This is a genomic window from Pedobacter sp. MR2016-24 (genome assembly GCF_026239655.1).
In the GTDB taxonomy this organism is placed as follows: Bacteria; Bacteroidota; Bacteroidia; order Sphingobacteriales; family Sphingobacteriaceae; genus Pedobacter.
The window spans coordinates 81,012-102,206 of sequence record NZ_JAPIVO010000005.1; the positions used below are offsets into that span (position 1 = coordinate 81,012).

At 42.3% G+C, this 21,195-nt stretch carries 18 protein-coding genes; 7 read left to right on the forward strand and 11 right to left on the reverse strand.

Annotation, left to right across the window (positions count from 1 at the left end; all coding sequences use genetic code 11):
• Positions 1–54: 54 nt before the first annotated feature.
• Genes OQX62_RS14430 through OQX62_RS14440 form a run of 3 tightly spaced genes read right to left on the reverse strand, consistent with a single transcriptional unit; the run spans position 55 to position 5,546 of the window.
• Positions 55–3,285 carry an error-prone DNA polymerase gene (locus OQX62_RS14430; RefSeq protein WP_265832254.1) on the reverse strand — a complete coding sequence of 1,077 codons (3,231 nt, stop codon included), beginning with the start codon at positions 3,283–3,285 and terminating at the stop codon, positions 55–57.
• Between the two features lie 11 nt (positions 3,286–3,296).
• Positions 3,297–4,805, reverse strand: coding sequence for a Y-family DNA polymerase (locus OQX62_RS14435; protein ID WP_265832255.1), 1,509 nt, complete (start codon positions 4,803–4,805; stop codon positions 3,297–3,299).
• A 3-nt stretch (positions 4,806–4,808) separates the two neighbouring features.
• Complete coding sequence (locus OQX62_RS14440) at positions 4,809–5,546, reverse strand: ImuA family protein (protein ID WP_265832256.1); 738 nt, start codon at positions 5,544–5,546, stop codon at positions 4,809–4,811.
• A gap of 174 nt (positions 5,547–5,720) precedes the next feature.
• On the opposite strand from OQX62_RS14440, the gene OQX62_RS14445 reads away from it, so the two are divergent.
• Complete coding sequence (locus tag OQX62_RS14445) at positions 5,721–6,683, forward strand: phytanoyl-CoA dioxygenase family protein (protein WP_265832257.1); 963 nt, start codon at positions 5,721–5,723, stop codon at positions 6,681–6,683.
• A 55-nt stretch (positions 6,684–6,738) separates the two neighbouring features.
• Here the strand turns inward: OQX62_RS14445 and OQX62_RS14450 are convergent, their stop codons facing one another.
• The 5 genes from OQX62_RS14450 to OQX62_RS14470 all read right to left on the reverse strand — a co-directional run bounded on the left by OQX62_RS14450 (position 6,739) and on the right by OQX62_RS14470 (position 11,250).
• Entirely contained in the window at positions 6,739–7,929 is a 1,191-nt protein-coding gene (locus OQX62_RS14450; protein ID WP_265832258.1) for a winged helix-turn-helix domain-containing protein, read from the reverse strand.
• 39 nt (positions 7,930–7,968) lie between these two features.
• On the reverse strand, positions 7,969–8,760 hold the full coding sequence (locus OQX62_RS14455; protein WP_265832259.1) for a carbon-nitrogen hydrolase family protein: 792 nt from the start codon (positions 8,758–8,760) through the stop codon (positions 7,969–7,971).
• A 38-nt stretch (positions 8,761–8,798) separates the two neighbouring features.
• Positions 8,799–9,719, reverse strand: a complete 921-nt coding sequence (locus tag OQX62_RS14460) for an alpha/beta hydrolase (protein ID WP_265832260.1) — start codon at positions 9,717–9,719, stop codon at positions 8,799–8,801.
• Between the two features lie 11 nt (positions 9,720–9,730).
• Entirely contained in the window at positions 9,731–10,612 is an 882-nt protein-coding gene (locus tag OQX62_RS14465) for an NmrA family NAD(P)-binding protein (RefSeq protein WP_265832261.1), read from the reverse strand.
• A gap of 74 nt (positions 10,613–10,686) precedes the next feature.
• Positions 10,687–11,250: a Crp/Fnr family transcriptional regulator gene (locus OQX62_RS14470; protein WP_265832263.1), complete on the reverse strand. Its 564-nt coding sequence runs from the start codon at positions 11,248–11,250 to the stop codon at positions 10,687–10,689.
• 251 nt (positions 11,251–11,501) lie between these two features.
• Here OQX62_RS14470 and OQX62_RS14475 point away from each other — a divergent pair, with 251 nt between their 5' ends.
• Positions 11,502–13,007, forward strand: coding sequence for an alpha-L-fucosidase (locus OQX62_RS14475; protein WP_265832264.1), 1,506 nt, complete (start codon positions 11,502–11,504; stop codon positions 13,005–13,007).
• Between the two features lie 28 nt (positions 13,008–13,035).
• On the opposite strand, the gene OQX62_RS14480 is transcribed toward OQX62_RS14475, so the two are convergent.
• The 3 genes from OQX62_RS14480 to OQX62_RS14490 form a co-directional block, all read right to left on the reverse strand.
• Positions 13,036–13,452, reverse strand: coding sequence for a DUF4265 domain-containing protein (locus OQX62_RS14480; protein ID WP_265832265.1), 417 nt, complete (start codon positions 13,450–13,452; stop codon positions 13,036–13,038).
• A gap of 111 nt (positions 13,453–13,563) precedes the next feature.
• Positions 13,564–13,992: a lysozyme inhibitor LprI family protein gene (locus OQX62_RS14485; RefSeq protein ID WP_265832266.1), complete on the reverse strand. Its 429-nt coding sequence runs from the start codon at positions 13,990–13,992 to the stop codon at positions 13,564–13,566.
• A gap of 42 nt (positions 13,993–14,034) precedes the next feature.
• Complete coding sequence (locus OQX62_RS14490; RefSeq protein ID WP_265832267.1) at positions 14,035–14,883, reverse strand: helix-turn-helix domain-containing protein; 849 nt, start codon at positions 14,881–14,883, stop codon at positions 14,035–14,037.
• 112 nt (positions 14,884–14,995) lie between these two features.
• Here OQX62_RS14490 and map point away from each other — a divergent pair, with 112 nt between their 5' ends.
• The 5 genes from map (at position 14,996) to OQX62_RS14515 (ending at position 21,055) form a co-directional block, all read left to right on the forward strand.
• Positions 14,996–15,757, forward strand: a complete 762-nt coding sequence (gene map, locus OQX62_RS14495; RefSeq protein ID WP_265832269.1) for a type I methionyl aminopeptidase — start codon at positions 14,996–14,998, stop codon at positions 15,755–15,757.
• A 94-nt stretch (positions 15,758–15,851) separates the two neighbouring features.
• Positions 15,852–16,763, forward strand: coding sequence for an NAD(P)H-binding protein (locus tag OQX62_RS14500; RefSeq protein WP_265832270.1), 912 nt, complete (start codon positions 15,852–15,854; stop codon positions 16,761–16,763).
• A 6-nt stretch (positions 16,764–16,769) separates the two neighbouring features.
• Positions 16,770–17,507 carry an SDR family oxidoreductase gene (locus tag OQX62_RS14505; protein WP_265832271.1) on the forward strand — a complete coding sequence of 246 codons (738 nt, stop codon included), beginning with the start codon at positions 16,770–16,772 and terminating at the stop codon, positions 17,505–17,507.
• A gap of 33 nt (positions 17,508–17,540) precedes the next feature.
• A complete protein-coding gene (locus OQX62_RS14510) occupies positions 17,541–18,455 on the forward strand; it encodes a helix-turn-helix domain-containing protein (RefSeq protein WP_265832272.1) in 915 nt (304 codons plus the stop codon).
• 230 nt (positions 18,456–18,685) lie between these two features.
• Complete coding sequence (locus OQX62_RS14515; RefSeq protein ID WP_265832273.1) at positions 18,686–21,055, forward strand: ABC transporter permease; 2,370 nt, start codon at positions 18,686–18,688, stop codon at positions 21,053–21,055.
• Positions 21,056–21,195 lie beyond the last annotated feature (140 nt).

Sequence of the window (21,195 nt, forward strand, 5' to 3'; positions counted from 1 at the left end):
TGCAAGATAATTTGGTCGGTTGTAAATATATAGTTTACATCTCCACGATACAAATTATTTAAAATTCCTTCCACTATGAAATGCATTATTAGCTACATCTTCCCTAACCTGTGACCTTTTATCCTGTGCAGCATAAGCTGTATTTTTTTCACTAAGCGCTGATGCAGTCAGCACCGGCAGATCATCTCCCTCCCGCTGTGCAAGTTTACCCAGCATCTTACTGAGATCCACACATTTACTCACAATCACATGCACCACTTCCTTTTCACGCTGCAAACGGCCTTCAACCATCAATAATTTGGCATGCAAAATTTCCTTCCTGTACTTTTCAAATAGCTTTTGAAAAACGACGAGATTAGTAAAACCCGTCTCATCTTCAATAGTTATGAAACACACACCACCCGCTGTTCCGGGACGCTGACGTACCAATACGAGTCCGGCTACTTTTACCTGCTGACCATCAGTTGTATCGTTGCTGATGCCATGACAGGAAAGAATACGTAACATTTCCAGCTGACTTCGTATAAAACTCACAGGATGTGCTTTGAGCGACAATCCTAAAGATGCATAATCCTGAACGACATGTTCGCCCTTACTCATCAAAGGCAATTCCACCTGCGTTTCCAGTACGCTCTCTGAAGGCTGACCTTTGAACAATTTTTCGGGCATATCTTTGAGTGCAGAGATCTCCCAAAGTGCTTTTCTCCGGTCTAAACCCATGGAACGGAAGGCATCGGCATCAGCTAACCTTTCCAGTACCAATACAGATACGCCGGCATCACGTATGGCGGTGATGCTTTGATAAGGCTGTACACGGCCAGCGACCAGAACCTCTATCTCTTCCTTTCTGACACCACTTACCTGCCTGAAACCTAAACGGATGGCATGGAACTTAGCAGTTTTTTCTTCCAGCAGATTATCCCACAAAGAATAATTCACATCTGCTTCGCGCACCTCTACTGTATGTTTCTGTGCGTCTATCACAATCTGCGCAGGCTGGTAAAAACCCATCGGCATACTGTTCAATAAAGCAGTAGCGAATACATCCGGATAATAATGTTTTAAATAGCATGACACATAAACCAGTAAGGCAAAAGATACAGCATGACTTTCAGGAAAGCCATAACTCCCGAAACCTTCCAGCTGTTTAAAAATTCTTCTCGCAAAATGTACGCTATATCCTTTAGCTACCATTCCGTCAATCAGCTTTTTTTCATATTGATTCACCATCCCTTTAAACTTGAAAGTAGCCATGCTACGCCGCAAACCGTCGGCTTCTGCCGGGCTAAACCCAGCCGCTATTATAGCAATTTTCATGGCCTGTTCCTGAAAAAGCGGCACACCATAGGTTCTATTCAGAATTTCTTTCAATTCCGGGGAATCATACTCAACTTCCGCCTCATCGTTACGTCGCTTCAGGTAAGGGTGCACCATATCTCCCTGGATAGGTCCGGGCCGTACAATGGCCACTTCAACAACCAGATCATAAAAACATTTAGGGCGCAGTCTGGGCAGCATGGCCATTTGAGCACGACTCTCAATCTGGAATACGCCGAGTGTATCTGCGGCACTGATCATTTTATAAACTTCCGTATCGTCCTCAGGGACATTGGCTAAAGTAAAATTTTCCCCATAATGATCGCGACATAAATCAAAAGCTTTCCTGATGCAGGTGAGCATTCCGAGTGCGAGCACATCCACCTTTAAAAAGCCCAGTTCGTCAATATCATCCTTATTCCATTCTATGTTTGTGCGGTTTTCCATGCGCGCATTCAGAATCGGGCACAGATCTGTAAGTTTACCATTGGTTACTACAAATCCCCCGGTATGCTGGCCAAGCTGCCTGGGGAAACCTATCATTTGGGCAGTGAGCTCCAGTGTTTTTTTTAAATGCGGATCATCCGGGTTCAAGCCCTGTTCAATCAGCCTTTCCTTTTCAAACCACTCATCGGTATGTTGCCACAGTGAACCGGAAAGCCTGTTAATTGTATCTACAGAAAGTCCCATGGCTTTACCCACATCGCGAATTGCTCCTTTCTGATGTTGCTGAGTAACTGTAGCCACTATTGCAGCCCTGTCCCTTCCATATTTATCATAAATATACTGGATGATTTCCTCCCGCCGTTCATGCTCAAAATCCACATCAATATCCGGCGGTTCATTCCGGTCAGACGAAATGAAGCGTTCAAAAAGCAGATTAAACTTCATGGGGTTAACTGAAGTTATGCCCAGACAAAAACAAATAGCTGAATTTGCGGCAGAACCCCGCCCCTGGCAAAGGATTTTTCTGTTGCGCGCTTCGCGAACTATATCTTCCACAAAAAGAAAATAGTTGGCATAATCCATCTGTTTTACAAATTCCATTTCACGGTTAACCATGTCTGTTACCTTCTCCGGGATTACTTTCCCGTAAAACTGATGTGCCCCTTTCCATGTAAGGTATTCTAACTCCTCCAGCGGACTGCGCCCGCTTTTGTTGATCTCTTCCGGATAGACATACTTCAGTTCATCCAGTGAAAAAGTACAGGCTTCTGATAAATGCAGTGTATTTTCAAAGGCTTCAGGATGTCTGCGGAATAGTCGGTAGATCTCATCAACGGGTTTTAGATACCGCTCAGCATTCTGGTGCAGACCAAAACCTGCCTCATGTACTGTACATTTCTCACGAACACAAGTCAGCACATCCTGCAGTTCCCTCCTGGAAGGATCATGGTAGTGCACATCGCCGGTGGCGACCATGGGGATATCAAATCGCTCAGCTAACTGTGAAATCCGAAAGATGAGTTTATCATCATTGCCAAGATAGGTTCTTGATGCGGCCAGATAAAGCTGATTGCCCAGTGCCTCCCGATACTGAGCAATTGCTTCAGTAAAGGGATCGTCAAACTGAAATTTGCGGTTTAATGTGCCGGGCATTACTGCCGCAAATAAAATGCCTTTGGCATGTTCATACACATCTGTCCGGGAAATATGGCAGGAACCTTTTTCTGCACGCAGATTGCCTTTGGTCAATAGTGCCGATAAACGGCAGTAGGCATCCTTGTCTGTCGGGTAAGCCAGCAGACTCGGTCCATCCAGCAAATCCAGCCTGCATGCAGGAATAAGTTTGATATTTTTTTCGCGGCATGCCGCATATGCCCTCACAATGCCAGCCAGTGTATTGCGGTCAGTAATTGCTATTTTTTTATATCCTAAGGCTTCCGCCCGATCTACTAATTCATTTGCATGAGATGCCCCGCGCAGAAAACTAAAATTAGAGGTTACCTGTAATTCACTATATTCCATATCTCCCTCTTTTATGCAAAAAAACCATGGATAAACCATTTATATTTCTGATCTCCATCATAATGTCCCGAACGAAACAGCCAGTAGCGCTGCCCCAGATCATCCTCCACCTGGTAATAATCCCTGTGTTCTCCTTTATCCATCCACCATTCACGTTCAATACGCTCAGGTCCATCCGCCTTCACTATATAATGCTGAACACCATTATAAATGAAAAATTTAGGCGGATGATCTGGAATTAAGGCCATTACTTCTATGGGATCCGGGCGGCGGAGCAACTCAGTAGGCCGTGGTTTGTCTGTATTCCAATCTGTAATCCGTTTTTCAGTAACGGCATTTGCTGTTTTCAATGAACGTTCCGGCCAGTAACGTGTAGCAGGCAGGTAACGGCGGATTGCTTCCTGGCCCACCTTACCTGCTACTTTATCCAATAAGCGGATTACACTTTGATCATCCAAACCTGGCTTTACTGTCCAGATAGCTTCCTGTGGAACAACCATATCATCCACTTGAGGTGCTTCAAGCACAAAAAGCTCGATCCCTAGACCAGGCTTGATCTGATCGATTTTTAACTGAAAGAGCTTAAACAAATGACTTACACTATGCGTTGCTCCGCTCGTACCAATTGTTACCTGGATCACTTTGCCATCCAGACGGTAGCCGGTCAGCACACCTCTGCGTAGACCTTTTCCTTCAGCTTGCAGGCGGTGACATAAAATCTCAAGCAGTCTGGTAATGGCTAATTCAATACCTGTCCGAGTTTTAATCGGTTCTAAACAGGATAATCTCTCCTGAAAAGGTACGGGAACCTGCAATGGCTGCAACACTTCCTGTTCAGTACCCAGTGCCTGTGCCAGCCGTACCAAAAATTCCTCTCCAAATCTCCTGCGAAGTACCGAACGTGGCATGCCTATAAAACTTTTGATCTGGTAAAAACCAAGTTTACGCAATTTCAGCAATACTGCAGTGTCCAGCCGCAGCGCTTCAGGAGCGAGTGAAAGCAAAGCTTCCATATGTTCCCCTTCAGGAATCAATGGAGTAACTGTGCCAAAGCGGGACACTGCCCAGGCAGCACCAGGTGTATCTGCGAAAGCAAGCCTGACGTTATAACCTTTACTTTTTAATCTGGACACCATTTCTTTCAGGTATTCCCGCTCACCACCCCACAGATGAGCACAGCCACTCACGTCCATCAGTAATCCATCCATTGCAAATTCATCTATAGCAACGAAAGGAGAATACCGCACGCACCATTCGCCAAGACCACGCAATAGTTTTAGCGGGCGGTCAGGTTTATCATCCAGTATTTCCAGTCCGGGACAGATCGCTTTAGCATCGGCCGACTGCATTCCTGTTTCAACACCAAAATTATGCGCAAGGGGACTTACTGCAGTAATGAGCATCCGTCCATGATCCGGTGCGGCAAAAACAAATGGCACCTCCGCAAGTTCGGGTCGCCGGATCAGTTGCCAGTCGGCCAGCAAGTGGCGGAACCAGATCGAAACATATCGCTTTTGCATACATTACCCAATTTGCCGGTTCCTGTCTTCGGACCATATATTTTCTTTTTGCAGCGGTGCAACTTCAACGAAGGCATCACCAGCCCATTCCAGTATCCAGCTACCTGGATTACCATTACGCACTTTTTGTAATTCTACCTGCCAGCGCGGGAAGCCCAGACCTGGCAAACCGTCTTCTGCATTACTCGGTAATGGACTAATCTGCCACCGTGCTGCAGTTACAGAACCTGCTGTTTTACGCGCCTCTTTACGCAGTATAAAACCTGTTACTCCACTTTCTTCTACTGCCAGCTGCAATCTTCGCGATGCGGTGAGGCTCAGTTGGTTTAGTTCTGCTACTACTGCAGCCAGCCCTTCACATTTCAGTGCCTCTTCCATAATCCAGAGTACATCTTTTTCTGTTTTTACGTCGACAAAAATGATACGTTCCGGATCTGCGTTGAAAGCCCTTAACGCAGCAGGGAATAAACGCCTTGAAGTACTGACCCACACACAGGCAGCACCACCATCCATAAGCACAGCCAGTAGCCCTGCAATGAACCCTCCACTGGCAGCAGCCTGCTCAGGGAAAACGGTAATAAATTCATGGATGGCCCGTTTAGGAAAAACACCGCCAGGAAAAGCACTTTCAATTACACCAAGGCCTATCTGCTCAGATGAAGCTGCTACAGTCGGCCGATAACCCTGCCACATCAGTATATTCTGTTGCAGCTTGTGTATCAAATCTCTTTTCATATCCATATCACCCACCCAATTTAATGACTAATTTAATTAGTAAAACGTTTAAACATCAACAAACATAGTACTAATTTTATTAGTATTACTGATCTTGTGGAAAAGATTTGGAATTATGTGTCAACCGATACATAAAAATTCTATCTTAGAAATCATTATTTAAGCAAGGTGATTACCATTATGGATAAGCTTTTACATGCCCCCTTTCCTTTTCTGGAGCAATTCAGGCTCCACCATCATCCTGCCAACACGAATAAAAAAGCGGACGAATCTTTCCTGAGACTTGAAAAGCTTTTTCTCAGCATATTTGAAATCGGTCTCTTTGAAACCTATTCATTTATATATAGCCGCTGCAAGGATGAGCATGATTTTAAAGCCTGGCTGATTGACCTTAAAGGGGCAGAATTTTACCTGCATGCGGTAGTACAATTTAATTTAAGCACATCGGTGACCGGCAGATTGGAGAAAAAGCATTCGGATGACCCTCTTAGTCTGGTACAGCATGATTTTTGGAAACAGCAGGGTTACCTGAAAATTGAACAGCTGGTTAGTGAGGCCGACTGTGATGCGGTTTGTGATTTTATCTGTCATCACCTGGGTATTTCTTTAGCGGATCCAGCAACGTGGTATCCCGAACATCAGCTGATTCAGGGAATGATGGTGCAATTTTATCAGGGAAAGGAAATTGAAATGATCAGAAAGAATGAAAAAATCAGGCAGGTATTTGCGAGTCTTTACGGAAGTGAGCAGATTTATCCAAACACAGAAAAAGTGAGCTACAATCCCCCTGTTACTGGTAGTCATTTTTTCAGCGGAAGTCCGTTGCATTGGGACATCGATTTTACTACAGGTCCGGCATACTATATACAAGGCCTCGTTTATCTCAATGATGTGCCTGCAAATCGCGGTGCTTTTAGTCTTATTCCTGGATTTCAACATGAAATAGATACTTACCTCCGTCAATATGAAGACCCTCAACAGGCTATCCTTGCACTTAGAGACAAAGGCCTTGAGCAGTTTATTCCGGGAAAAAAGGGAGATCTTATTGTATGGCAGCAAGCTCTCCCCCATGCTGCAACGCCAAACCGGTCTGACTTGCCCAGGTTTGTGCAGTATGTGAGTTTTATAAAGGATTCTGAATAAAACATCTGATTTGACTGGAATCACGGAGAAACCAGGAGACCTGTTGACAGTTGCTTTAAAAATGCTGACTGATAGCTTTCAGCTCATCTTCTCTATTTGATTTTTTGAAAATGATATCCCGGCACTGATTAAATAGGATGAATGATTTTAAAGCGTCGGCAAGCTTATCCGTCATCTCCTTGTTTAAGATAACCTCTTCAAAATGCAGGTTATGAACTATTAATACCTTTTGCTTCCGGTCTGCTTTGGCATCCATTCTTGCTACAAATACATCACCTATTAATATTGGCAGGGAAAAGTAGCCGTATTTGCGTTTGGCTGCGGGAACAAAACATTCTATCTGGTAATCGAAGTCAAAAAAATCTCTTAATCTGTGCCGGAAAACATTCAGGATATCAAATGGCGAGAGAATAAATGCATCACCAGACAATACGATTTCCCTTTTCTGATCGGATAGCATATAAAGGGGTGCAGCTTTCAGTCCTTCCACAACTACAGTGTTAACCAATCCCTCAGCGACCATCTGCTCTAATTCCTTTTTTACCAGGTTACCCTTGACATGACGTGCACGCCAGGCTATTTCTTTAACAGCTGCAATTCCCAGTGCACCCAGTGTACGCCGGATAACGTAACGGGCATATTCTTCTGCCGCAGGTACGCTGAGATCAGTATCTTCCGGAATTAAATTCATCGGCAGATCATATACTTTTTTGAAACCTTTTGTACGGGAAATCACCAGTTCACCATCCAGATATAACCGTTCGAGAGCGACTTTAGCTGGTCGCCAATCCCACCATCCTGAGCTCGCTTCAACCCTGTCATCATCAAAATCTCCAACCATGAGCTGACCTTCCCGCTCTATCCTGTCCAGTACGTGTTTCATCAGGTTCAGCTCCTCCTTTGTCATTGGTTTTCGCTGCTTTGCAAAAGCTTGTTTTACAGGGAGGGAAAAGCGGAAATCATGCATGGGTATATAGCCTGCATCAGATGTAAAATACTCAAAGATGCGGCCCTCAGCCGATAGTTCTTCCAGCCATTCCGGTTCATAGTCCGGCACACGTGCGGCCATCACATGATGATGCGCCCGTTCCACTACATAATTGGTGTCCAGCTGCACAAAACCCAAATGATCAATTAGCTGATAAACCGCCTCTATGCCCGTTCCAAACTGCTCCCTGGTCGCCAGCCCTGCCGCATGAAGTATAATCCTCCTGGCTTGCGCTTTGGTCATGATCACTGATTCCATGACGGCAGACTATTTATTCCATATTCCATAAACATCCTTCTACTTTGAATACAGCTTGTTCTTAAATCTTCTGGCCAGGAAACCCGTAGCCTGATCAGGATCGATGTCTGCAATTAATACACCTGCTTGTCCATAGTGCTGATAAGCGAGGCAAGTCCCGTCAGGATTGATCACCGAAGTGGCAGATTCTGAATATCTGGAAGCATAATTCACGCTCGCGAAGTAAATTGTATTTTCTACCGAGCGCATCATCATCGCTTTTTCATAATAAGGATTGTCCATACTTCCCCATTCCTTCAATTCCAGCCCTGACTCATTTCCCCCGCTAAAATGCGGATGGAACACAATTTTAGCACCGTTTTGTGCGGCCCACCTTACAGATTCCGGATACCTGAAGCCTTCATGGCAAATGGTAATACCGAATTTTACACCGTTAATTTCAAATATCCGTCGCTCTGTACCCGGAATCCAAATTTCGTCTTCTGAGGGATCGAGTTGGTTTTTGGATTGATAACCGAGAATTTCGCCCCCTGAGGATATCACGTAGGCCACATTGAGCAAGCCCGCAGCGCTATGCCAATCCATGGGTACGATGATCGCAATAGCATATCTCTCTGCGATTTCACAAACAGATTTTAATGCAGCTTCCAAAGAGGCCGGACTGCGGTCTTCGGGCGGATAGTCCATTCCGGGATAACCCGGTAAATAAGATTCGGGAAAACATATTATTTCTGCTTTGTCTGAGGCGGCAGTTTGTACTAATTCCTCCAGATTTTTCAGACCAGTTTTCAATGATTCAGGAATGGGCGGTGTAGCTAAGGCAATTCTCATGTTATCAATCCATTTAAGATGCTGACGAAATTATGAAATTATTGCAGAAAATCTATCACAGCTGCCAAAACCTGCTCAGGTGATTCTTCATTCATATAATGACCACTATCTACTAATCCAGTTACACTGCAGTCTGCAGCCACATAAGGCAGTCCCATTTTCATATAATTATAACTCACATTGCTCGCTATGCCCAACACCGGCAGAGCTAACTGTCCGTAGTTTTTGGCATCTTCAATATCCTGAGCAAAACTTTGATACCAGCCATTAGCAGCACGGATATTTTCCGGATTGTTATATACCCATGCATAAACCTCCCGCTCAAAAGCAGTCATTTTAGTTTCATCGATCATCACATAACTAAACAACCAATCCAGCAGATACCTGAACCTGCCCTCCAGAATTTGCTCTGGCAAACCTTTCACCTGGTTGAAGGCCATCCACCAGGCATAAGGCGCATCACCATTCATTTTATCACCAAATGTCCCTGCAGCAGGTATCAGCGGCATTTGCAACATTCCTTCACCGGGATGTGAGCCGTCCATTACAATCAGCTTTTCTGTGAGTTCCGGGTAATTGAAAGCAAAACTCATCGCTACCATGCCACCGATATCATGCCCCAGCAGCTGTACTTTTTCCAATCCTATTTGCTGTGTCAATTCATAGATATCACTCGCCATTGTTTTTTTATCATAGCCCGATGCCGGTTTACCGGAAGTTCCCATACCCCGGATATCTACCACAATTACCCTGTAATTTTTAGCCAGTTCCGGAGCGATCGTATGAAAAGAATACCAGGTTTGCGGCCAGCCGGGCAAGCAGATCAAGGGCTCGCCATTGCCGCCTTCTACATAATGTATCTCTATTCCGTTGACAGTGGCATAGCGATTTACAAAACCCGGCCACTGGTTGATTAACTCCTCATCGGTGTAAGGATTGTTGATTACTTCGTTTTTCATGATTTGTTAATTTAGATATTTGCTTCAACCGGAGACCAGCTCAATTCTTTGTACCTGTCATTGTCCAGACGCATGTGATGTGCGGCGAACATGCTATATACATATTGCGACTGTTGCCATTTTGGATACAATTCATCCTCACCTTCCGGATGTGCCGCTCTCTGCATTTTGTTGTATGCTGAAAAGCCTTCCATCGATCCCATATCAACCAGCTTAAACTTTGATCCCTTTTCCTGTTCACTGAGATGAACCAGGTCATTGGGGCTTACCTGGAAACTCGCTATGCGCAGATACCGGGGAGTATTTACCTCTATTGCGACCTCGGCAGTAAAAGCCGCTGTATCATCCATTGTGGTGAAATCAATTTTCCAGTCGGCTTTATCACCGTAATAAGCAACAGTTTTTTGCGGCACATTGAAAACTGGTGTATTGTAGCGCAGGATATCTGCAAAAGCACCATTGAATATAGATGTAGCCTGTATCGGACTTTTGTCCAGCTTTTCATGAAATTCCATCCGAAGATCAAAATTCCTGTTCTCCCCTTTGGGCATCAGCGTGAAATCAGTAGAAAAATCTGAAGGGATAAAACGGGGAACACCTGCCGCCACCGCAGCATTCAGTAGTTTCGTCTGTGTGTCAACAATTACCTCCTGCAAACCTGCAAGGACAGAGATAACGCAGGACACGCCTGCACATGCACCTATCAATTCCTGCTCATTGGAGAAGTTCAGCTGAAATACATCCACACCCATTTTTTCCAGCGAATCAATTTTATCCTGCTCACTTTCTTCCCGCACAATTGCCCTTACCGGGATGTTTTTATGGATCAGTTCGCGGCATATTTTGCGACCTAGATTGCCTGTAGCCCCTGCTACCAATATTAACTTCTGCATATCATTATGATTTTTAATGATGCAAAGCTAAAGGGATAAAGTGCGACTAAAACTACCATTTGGTAGTTAATGAGCTATCTGATATTTTTTCTGATCCGGCTCAATGCATTTGGGGTGATGCCGAGATAGGAGGCGATTTGTTTCACTGGAACTCTTTGCACCAGTTCTGAGTTGGCCAGGAACTCTAAATAACGTTCTTCGGCAGATAAGGTCTGGAAGCTGATAATCTGATCAATCATGCGCACAGCCATTGCCTCCCAGGTGATTCGGCCAAATTCCTGCCAGGAAGAAAAGGCTTTGTATAATCTTTCCATTTCTGTTTTACCAATATAGATGAGTTCGGTATCTTCAATAGCCTCGATATTAAAGCGAGTGGGCTTTTGCGGGTTAAGACTGGAAATTTCAGTAAAGAATTCATTCTGAAAAACGACCCAGGCAGTTAATTGTTCGGAAAACTCACCAAAAAAGAAGCGCAATGCGCCAGACCTGATGTAGAAATATTGGTCCGCAACCTGTCCCCTTTTCAATATCAACTGTCCTTTTTTAACCTGCTTTGTTTTGAAACTGGCCAGGATAATTTCCAGATCAGCAGCGCTGATAGTGATTTTTGATTTTATAAATCCGGAGAATTCTTTCATCTGTTGGTTGCGGCATATGCGTCTGGCTGCTAAATTAGCTAAAAGATAGCGGTTAGTATGATTTGATACAGATCTTATAAGGATTATGCTTTTATCAGCACGCTATATAATCAGATATGCTATGTTTTTCGGTGTTTAGTCCATTTAACCTCAACCTTATTTCCCTTAGATTTGAAAATTAGTCGCGCTCAACCTAAAAATTGCCAGCCGGCTTTCAAACCAGATATATTTTAGTCCTGCCCCCATTAGCTATGAACAAATTCATCCTGACGTCCTTCCTGCTCGCTTTAACTTTCAACCATTGCTTCGCACAGAAAATTATACCTGCTACACAACCTAATCCTGCGCAGCAGGCCATGATTAAAAGAGGATATGGCATGTTTATACATTTCGGGATAAATACTTTTAATGATATAGAATGGTCTGATGGAAAGTTGCCTGCGGACAGTTACAACCCCAGCCAACTTGATCCGGACCAGTGGGTACGTACAGCAAAAGAAGCAGGATTTCGTTATGTATTACTGGTTACCAAACACCATGATGGATTTTGTTTATGGGATAGCAAATACACCAGCTACGATGTGGCCTCTTCTCCGGTAAAAACAGATGTGGTAAAAGCAGTAGCAGATGCCTGCAAGAAATACGGAATTCAGTTTGCTATTTACTATTCGTTGTGGGACAGGAATGCCCCTGTTTATAAAGATAAAGATCCGCAAAAATATGTAGATTATATGCTTGGCCAACTGACTGAACTGTATACCGGTTATGGCACTATTGCCGAACTATGGCTGGATGGCGGCTGGGACAGGAAACCGTCGGACTGGGGTATTGATCAGATTTATAGTTTAGTCAAGAAATTCAATCCTGCTTGTGCGGTAAGCGTAAACCATACGATTGTGAATGCGGAAGGCCAACGCGATTTTACTCTTCCATCTGATATGACGGTAAATAACAAATATTTTTTCCAGTATTTCCCTTCAGATTTTCGTTTATGGGATCCTAAAATAATTACAAAATTTGATAAGAAACAGTACCTGCATGAGGGCAAATCATACTACCTGCCTTTTGAGCATACCCTTTGCATCAGCAAGAACTGGAACTGGTTTGAGAAAAAACAGGCCCTGCCAACAAGGGATTTAGATGAACTGGAGGAATTATTTTACTGGTGTACGGAGAATGACAATTGCCTGGTGATGAACGTAGCTCCTGATCAAACTGGAAAAATTCGCGAATACGTTGCTCATACGGCAATTGGTTTAGGCAAGCGCCTCCATTTGCAGCCAAACAATCCGCTGCCCAAAAATGGCCATTTCATATCCCTGAATAAAGCAGTCAAGGCGAGCAGTGTTTATGACGACAAAAATAAAAGTTATAGCGGCAGGTCTTTAAATGACGGGAAAATGGATAGTCGCTGGGCCGCTGCAGACACGCTAGCGAGCGTAGAAATAGAACTGAATCCTGCGGAATCATTTAATAAGATCAGCATCTTTGAATATCAGGACACGAAAAATCTGCCTGACGGATTTTCTCAGATCAGGATCCCACGTATACAAAAGTATAGTATTGATATTTTGCAGGATGGGCAATGGCAAACTATTTTTTTGTCTGACGAGCCTATGGGTGACTGCAAGGTGGTTAAACTGGCTGTAAGTTACACAACAAGCAAATTGAGATTTAAAGTACTCAAAGCAACCGCTCCTCCTTCTATATATGAATTGAGTGTGATTGATATGCCGTCTGCACAAGCTGAACTTTAATCCCGGTATTTAAAATAGTTATCACTTATTATTGTGCATTACCATGTGCTGCCGAGAGGCAGGGCTCAGCATAGTCAATAATTCCTGCTTCACTTAACTCTTGCAATTTATTTCGTACAGGCGTATAAGTCAGGTCTGCAGGAACATCAATAACAAAATATCCCTCCTTGAATTTTTCTGAAATACAACCTAAATCATCAAAGAATGCGCGGATCTCATCTGTTACGCCCATTTTGTCAAAAACAATAACCTGCACAGTAGAATTACCTGAATAAGAAACGGTTTCCTTATACGTGAGCATTTCTTCATCCTCACTATAAACCGCAGAAATAACATCTCCAAATGCCAAATCTGAAGCATAAAAAGGTATACTATCAAGGATGTAAAGACCTGCATCAGCATCCATTATTTCAGCCCACATAGTTTCAACCGTTTGTTTTTCCAATAAATTGCTGTAAAAGCGAAACAGGATCTTTACGTAATTTTCTGGTGTTGTCATTAAGGAATTGTTATTATCAGGTGGAATAAGCTAAGGTATTATGATTTTCGTTTAAATCTACTGAAACTTTACTGAGCCACTACAAACGTCCCCCTCAGGGATTCCATCCAGCCATACCTGCAGAATTTTTATGCGTTCTCTGGTCATAGATTCCAGATAAGAAATCCGGCACATCGCTTCTGTGCTTCCATATTTCCCTTTTTCAGGATATCGTGCTGCTAAATCAGCATCTCTCAGCTTTAGCCACAAACGCTGTGCGGTTTTGATATTTTTTATAAATATGGGTTTGCCGGAATATTCCTTCAAAATTTTATTGTAAACCGTATTAAGTTCAGCATCTGCATTTTTATAACTGTTACTGGCAGTTATATTCATAGCTGACTGGCTTTGTCCATAGGAATTGTTAGCGATTAAAGTTGCTCCGAGCGTAATAAATAAGCCAAGAATGAATGCGCTTAAATGAGTAGTTATAAATTTGATTTTCATAGGGAAATAATTGCTTTCAGGAGTTGTAAGGCTTTATTATAATTATTGAGTTTTAAGAACAGATTTATAAAGAAACTTTAAGTAAGCTAGTGGGGTTTTCCCGGTGTAAGATTTAAAATCTTTTAGAAAATGATTCGCATCGTAATAACCATTAGCTATTGCGATGCGCATCAAATCTACATCCTGACTGCCAACAAGTTCAAGGTAGGCATTGATAAAACGCTGCAGTTGAATGTATTCTTTAGGCAAAAGTCCGATATACTGTAAAAAACTCCTTTCCAGCCATTTATAATTTACTCCGGCATCATTAGTTACATTTTTCACAGTACTATTTCCTTTTATTTTATGAATGTAATCCAATGTTCTCTGTAAAATTTTAGGAGTGTCTGTAGCTTTAAAAGAACTCAGAACATATGCTTCAATAAACGCTACCTTTTCTTCAATAGAACTGTATTCGAAAAACTCTGCTATACTGAAGTTATTGTTGCTGGCAATACTTTCAAAAGAAGTGACCGGATCATATCTGAAGTATTGCCCATCTATACCAAATAACTGATAGAAAGCAGTCGGGTGGAAACGCACTATAAATACCTGGTCTGTCTTGCTATTGTAATTGATGTAAACATTCTTAATTGCGCCTGCACTTGCCCAGGCTCCTTTGATTTCAAATTCATTGTTTGCCGCTGTCACCGAAATAGCATCTTGAGGATTTTGCAAAAATACAAGCACAGGAAATCCATCATTAAAAATAAGATGTGCATCATCCTTGGGATCCCGGGAGAACACATAAAATCCTTCTATAACAGCTTCCACAGATTTGGACGGACTAATTTTATAGTCGTTTTCATCAAAATCCCCTAATTGTATCTTCTTCAGATAATTTATCGGCATAAGGCAAATTTACGGGAAATGCTGGTGACAGGAGAATAATACCATGTCTAATATTTACTATGTATACATTTCAAATACCTATAACTTTGTATGGAAAGAATGACATCAATATATGATCATAAGAACCGAAGAAGAGCTGCAGGGTATGAAGAATGTAAGTGAGGCTGTTGCGCTTACTTTACAAAAAATGAAAGCCTATACGGAGACAGGCATGTCCACAAAGGATATTGACGACTATGGAAGGCAATTATTAGAGGCCCTTGGTGCCAGGTCTGCCCCATTCGAAACCTACAGTTTCCCCGGTTATAGCTGCATTAGTGTGAACAATGCGTTTGCTCATGGAATCCCTTCGGATAAAGTGATCCTGAAAAATGGAGATATCATCAACATCGATGTTTCTGCCGAGCTGGGCGGCTTTTGGGCTGACAACGGTTGCTCTTTTATTGTTGGAGAAGATATTCAGGAACTACAACACCTGATAGATACTTCACAAGCAATATTGCTTGAAGCAATTGCCCAGATTAGCGGAGGATCAAAAATCTCTGATACCGGAAAATTAATTGAAACCATGGCAAAAAAAGCGGGATATACCGTTATCCGAGATTTAGGCGGTCATGGAGTTGGACGAAGTTTACATGAAGAGCCGGATGCAATTATGAATTTTTATGACCGTTATGATCATTCCAGGCGATTTAGAAAAGATTCTACCGTTGCGATCGAAACATTTATCTCTACCGGCTCTACACATGTTGTAACGGCGGCCGATGGCTGGACTTTTACAGGAAATAAAGGCGGATTTGTAGCCCAGCATGAACACACCATATTGATTACAGCTAACGAGCCAATTATTTTGACAGCCGCAAACGGGATATAAATACAATTTCCTCATTATGCCTACGTAATTCCTCAATTTGCTTATAGCTGTTTTTTGTGCTTTCCTCAATTTTGGAAGAACAAAAAACAGGAATATGAATATTGTAATTACAGGTTCCCTCGGGAACATAGGGAGACCCCTGACCAAAGAGTTGCTGCAAAAAGGACATTCGTTAACAGTGATTAGCAGCAGAGCCGGGCGAAAAGCTGAAATTGAAAAATTAGGTGCAAGGGCAGCAATCGGCACGATTCAGGACGCCGATTTTTTAACCAAAACTTTAACAGGTGCAGATATTGTTTACCTGATGGAAGCATGGGAAGGCATCGGCAGCATGTTTGACAAAGACCTGGATTTTGTTAGTGCATTTCACCAGATTGGTAACAACTACAAGAAAGCAGTGGAGCAATCCGGAGTTAGACGGATTGTCCATTTAAGCAGTATAGGTGCACACACGGATAAAGGAACTGGTAGCCTTTTGGTGCATCATAGAGTAGAAAATATCCTAAAAGAATTACCTGATGATGTTTCCATCAAATTTATGAGGCCCGTAGGGTTTTACACCAATATTTTCAGGCAGCTGCAAAACATAAAAACAAGCAGAGCACTCATTCAAAGCTACGGAGGTGATCAAAAAGAGCCCTGGGTTTCTCCGCTGGATATTGCAGCAACCATCGTTGAAGAAATGGAAAAACCTTTTGAGGGAAGAACCGTGCATTACATAGCCAGTGAAGAAGTTTCTCCGAATGAAGTAGCTCAAACAATCGGTGAAGCGATTGGCCAGCCGGATTTGAAAGTATCGGTAATTCCCGGTGAACAAATACATGAAGGAATGTTAAGCGCAGGAATGAATGAGTGGATTGCCAATGGCTTTGTTGCCATGCAGACCGCCCAGGAAAATGGCAGTTTATACGAAGACTATTATCGGCACAAGCCTGTATTGGGAAAAGTGAAACTGGCAGACTTTGCCAAAGAATTTGCACAGGTATATCATCAGCAAACAAAATAAACGAAAATGAGAACAGTATTAATTACAGGTGCCAACAAAAGTATTGGCTTTGAAACTGCACGCCAGATGCTGCAAAATGGATATTATGTATTTCTGGGCAGCCGTACTTTAGAAAAAGGTCTGGTTGCTGCAGAACAGCTTAAGGCTGAAGGTTTGGCTAACGTACAAGCTATACAATTAGATGTTACGGATATTGAATCAGTAAATACGGCCCGTATAATGATCGGACAAAAAACAAAAGTGCTGGATGCATTGATTAACAATGCCGGTATTAACGGAGGTTTCCCGCAGTCTGCATTGGAAGCAAGCACCGACCAGTTTCAAAAGGTATTCGACACGAATTTATATGGTGTGGTGCGCGTTACGCAGGCATTTATTGATCTGCTGCGAAATTCCCCGCAACCCCGCATTGTTAATGTTTCTTCCAGTGGAGCGTCATTAACCTTACATAGTGATCCTACCTGGATATACTATACACATAAGGCAGCTTTATATCCCTCCTCAAAAGCTGCGCTTAATATGTACACTATAGACCTGGCTTACGAATTAAGAGATACGGCCTTTAGAGTAAATGCAGTTTGCCCCGGCTTTGTAGCAACAGATTTTAACAATCATCGCGGAACCGGCACAGTTCAGGAAGCCGGTATCAGGATTGCTAAATATGCAATGATTGGTGAAGATGGGCCAACGGGACAGTTTATTGCTGAGGAATATAATCCTGAAACAGGACTTAGCCCCTGGTAATGCAAATCTCATTAAAACAAGTAAATTTACAAGATGAAAAAGGAAGAAAAAACATTGCATAAGTTTGAATCCTTAAACGATTTTCACCGGGTGTTTGGGCTGCAAAAGCCCCTGCACCCACTCATCAGCTTTATTGATATCGCAGATATGAAGTATAATGCCGGGGAGTTAGCAGATTCAATAGTGCTGGATTTCTATAAAATAGCCTACAAAACGCTTCTTTGCGGCAGAGCAAAATACGGACAAAACTATTACGATTTCGGGGAAGGCGGCTTAGTATTTACGGCACCAAATCAGGTTTTTGAAAGTCCGGATGATAATGTTACTGCTGGATTTATATTGCTCGTTCATCCCGATTTTTTCCTCTCCTACCCCTTAGCGAAAAAAATCAGGCAATATGGCTTCTTCTCCTATGCCGCGAATGAAGCTCTCCATTTATCAGATCAGGAAAGGGGAACCATCATGTCTGTGTTTAAAATTATTGATGAGGAACTGAAAAGCAGAATAGATGATTTTAGTCAGGATGTAATTATCTCACAAGTAGAGCTGTTATTGAATTACAGTAACCGCTTTTATAAGCGGCAATTCATTACACGCAAAGCTGTAAATAGCGACCTGCTGCAAAAACTGGAAGAAATTCTGGACGATTATTTTGATAAAGAGCAGTCATTAAAACTAGGCATCCCCACTGTGCAGTATCTTTCAGGACAGCTAAATATTTCAGCAAGTTATTTAAGTGATATGTTACGCTCACTGACCGGACAAAATGCACAGCAACATATTCACCACAAGCTGATCGAAAAAGGCAAGGAAAAATTGTCAACTACAAACCTCTCGATAAGTGAGATAGCCTATCACCTGGGTTTTGAACATGCACAGTCGTTCAGTAATTTATTCAGAAAAAAGACTAACTTCTCTCCTCTTGAATTCAGGCAGTCTTTTAATTAAGAAAATGTACCTTCAGCTATGACCAGCATCATCCTTCAAAATGACACTGTCCATTGGCGTACATACAGCGTCCGATATTGAACAACGAACACTCAGATAAAAACATATATACCTACTATTCAATGGTTTAAAAACTGAATTAAATTTGGCATGTGAATAGCAAACCGGGATGATAATTGAATAAGAAAGAAAAAAATCATCCTATTAATTTTCACAGCAATACACAAGACATGTTCAGATTAAACTTAAAAATCGCATTGCGAAATCTCTGGAAAAATAAAGGCTTTGCCTTCATCAATGTAGGCGGTTTGGGTATAGGACTTGCAAGCTGTATGATTTTGTTACTCTATGTAAGCTATGAATGGGGATATGATAAACAGTTTAGTAATCACGGAAACACTTATGTAGTTTATCAAAATACCCCTTCCAGTGGTAAAGTGTTTAGCTGGGCATGGACACCAAATGCTATGGCTCAGGAAGTAAAGGAAAAAATCCCGGGAGTGGAATATGCATCGCATTCAACCTATCCACGTCCGAATCTGATTACCTATGGTGAAAAGAAATTAAAGGAAACCGGCGTTTTCACCGACCCTGCCTTCATTAAAATATTGAATTATAAATTTATTAAGGGCAATCCCAACGCTGCGCTGAAAGAGATCAACTCCATCATCCTGACAAAAAGCTTCGCAGAGAAATTATTCGGGAATGAGGATCCAATCAACAAAACAGTAAAGCTGGATAATGCAGACATATTAAAAGTTGACGCGGTAATTGAGGATGTTCCGGCCAATAACAGTATTCGCTTTCAGTATCTGATGCCATGGGCACTGTTCGAAAAGCGGGAATCCTGGGCTCAGGGTGTGAATTGGGGTAATAACATGTGTCTTACATTAGTACAACTCAGAAATTCTGATGCTTTCGAAAATGCAAATGCGCAAATAAAAGACATCTACAAACGTAACCAAAAAGGGAGTATCAGTGAAGCATTGTTGTTTCCTCTGGACAAATGGCATTTATACGATGACTTTGTGAACGGGAAGTCTGTAGGCGGAAAGATTGATCAGCTGAAGATTTTTATTTTACTTGCTTTTTGTATATTAATGATAGCCTGCGTAAACTTTATGAATCTGTCTACGGCGAGTTCCGAAAAGAGAGCTAAAGAAGTTGGTGTACGAAAGGCAATCGGCTCGTCGCGCAAATCATTAATTGGTCAGTTCCTGCTGGAATCACTTATTCTGGCAGCAATGAGCACCATTCTTGCCTTTGTACTTACAGAAGTAACGCTGCCTTACTTCAATCAGTTATTGGATCTGCAACTCACTATTCAATATGATAACTGGCGCTTTTGGCTGATTCTTGCCAGTCTGATCATTTTTACCGGCTTGATAGCCGGAAGTTATCCTGCGCTTTACCTCTCCTCTTTCGAACCTGTTCAGGTACTTAAAGGTTTCAATGTGAAGGCAGGAAGTGCTGTTTCCATCAGGAAGGTATTGGTGGTTTTTCAGTTTATATTTGCTGTTTGTCTCATTATCTGTACGACAGTAATCTATCAGCAGCTCTCTTTTATAAAAGGCAAACCTATTGGATATGATAAACATAACTTGCTGCAATTGGCTGTTCAGGGAAGTCTAAGAAACACGAGCAAACTCGACTTACTGAAAGACCAGTTATTAAAATCGGGAGCAGCAACAACGGTATCCTTCTTTAGTTATGATATCAGTGAGGGCGGCAATAACACGATGGATGTATACTGGCCGGGTAAAGATCCGAAACAAGATGTTCTTTTTAATCAGCGTGGTATAGGCTATGATTTTACTAAGACCATCGGATCGGAACTCATTGCCGGAAGGGAGTTTTCTGCAAAATTCCCAAATGATTCAACACATATGCTGTTGAACGAGTCTGCTGTTAAAACGATGGGATTAAAAGAACCTTTAGGCAAGGTAGTGAAATGGAACGACAGAGACTGGACTGTTGTAGGTGTTGTTAAAGACTTCGTAGTCGAGTCTGCTTATCAGAGAGTTGCACCGATGATGTTTTACCCGATCAACTTTAGTGGTGCAGAAACCGTATTGATTCGTTTAAATCCTTCATCAAACGTAGGAAATTCATTAATAAAAATTGATGAGATAGTTCATGATATGGAGCCAAATTTTCCGGTAGACCGTAAGTTCGTTGATGAAAGTTTTGCTTTGAAATTTAAGAATGAACAGCTTCTGGGAACGCTATCTAACTGGTTTGGTGGCTTTGCGATCTTTATTTCCTGCTTAGGGTTATTCGGACTCGCCTTGTTTATGGCAGAGCAGCGTAAGCGGGAAATCAGCATCCGTAAAGTATTAGGTGCAAGTACGGCAAATATTTTGACACTACTCAACAGGGACTTCATCAGGCTGGTAGCTATTGCTAATCTCATTGCCTTTCCCTTAGCCTATATTATCATTGATAAGTGGCTTTCGGCATTTGAATATCGGGTGTCAATTTCAGTTATACCATTTATCCTGGCCATCAGCCTATCCGTTTTGATAGCCATTTTAACGGTGAGTATTCAATCCGTAAAGGTAGCCAAAGCGAATCCTGTTGATGCACTGAAATATGAATAGCTCATTTAAATTGCGTCACTAATGGAAAAAACGACGATCAGATGATCATTAGGTAAGCATCGCTGATTTCGCTTGCCTGATCATCATTTCAATCATTTTATGATATTATTTTATCGTTGAGCTATTAAGCACTGTAAGAT

What these genes read in the sequence shown, in the direction of transcription:
- OQX62_RS14430 (WP_265832254.1), bottom strand. Translation starts at nt 3,285, where the DNA reads ATGGAATATAGTGAATTACAGGTAACCTCTAATTTTAGTTTTCTGCGC.
- OQX62_RS14435 (WP_265832255.1), bottom strand. Translation starts at nt 4,805, where the DNA reads ATGCAAAAGCGATATGTTTCGATCTGGTTCCGCCACTTGCTGGCCGAC.
- OQX62_RS14440 (WP_265832256.1), bottom strand. Translation starts at nt 5,546, where the DNA reads ATGGATATGAAAAGAGATTTGATACACAAGCTGCAACAGAATATACTG.
- OQX62_RS14445 (WP_265832257.1), top strand. Translation starts at nt 5,721, where the DNA reads ATGGATAAGCTTTTACATGCCCCCTTTCCTTTTCTGGAGCAATTCAGG.
- OQX62_RS14450 (WP_265832258.1), bottom strand. Translation starts at nt 7,929, where the DNA reads ATGGAATCAGTGATCATGACCAAAGCGCAAGCCAGGAGGATTATACTT.
- OQX62_RS14455 (WP_265832259.1), bottom strand. Translation starts at nt 8,760, where the DNA reads ATGAGAATTGCCTTAGCTACACCGCCCATTCCTGAATCATTGAAAACT.
- OQX62_RS14460 (WP_265832260.1), bottom strand. Translation starts at nt 9,719, where the DNA reads ATGAAAAACGAAGTAATCAACAATCCTTACACCGATGAGGAGTTAATC.
- OQX62_RS14465 (WP_265832261.1), bottom strand. Translation starts at nt 10,612, where the DNA reads ATGCAGAAGTTAATATTGGTAGCAGGGGCTACAGGCAATCTAGGTCGC.
- OQX62_RS14470 (WP_265832263.1), bottom strand. Translation starts at nt 11,250, where the DNA reads ATGAAAGAATTCTCCGGATTTATAAAATCAAAAATCACTATCAGCGCT.
- OQX62_RS14475 (WP_265832264.1), top strand. Translation starts at nt 11,502, where the DNA reads ATGAACAAATTCATCCTGACGTCCTTCCTGCTCGCTTTAACTTTCAAC.
- OQX62_RS14485 (WP_265832266.1), bottom strand. Translation starts at nt 13,992, where the DNA reads ATGAAAATCAAATTTATAACTACTCATTTAAGCGCATTCATTCTTGGC.
- OQX62_RS14490 (WP_265832267.1), bottom strand. Translation starts at nt 14,883, where the DNA reads ATGCCGATAAATTATCTGAAGAAGATACAATTAGGGGATTTTGATGAA.
- map (WP_265832269.1), top strand. Translation starts at nt 14,996, where the DNA reads ATGATCATAAGAACCGAAGAAGAGCTGCAGGGTATGAAGAATGTAAGT.
- OQX62_RS14500 (WP_265832270.1), top strand. Translation starts at nt 15,852, where the DNA reads ATGAATATTGTAATTACAGGTTCCCTCGGGAACATAGGGAGACCCCTG.
- OQX62_RS14505 (WP_265832271.1), top strand. Translation starts at nt 16,770, where the DNA reads ATGAGAACAGTATTAATTACAGGTGCCAACAAAAGTATTGGCTTTGAA.
- OQX62_RS14510 (WP_265832272.1), top strand. Translation starts at nt 17,541, where the DNA reads ATGAAAAAGGAAGAAAAAACATTGCATAAGTTTGAATCCTTAAACGAT.
- OQX62_RS14515 (WP_265832273.1), top strand. Translation starts at nt 18,686, where the DNA reads ATGTTCAGATTAAACTTAAAAATCGCATTGCGAAATCTCTGGAAAAAT.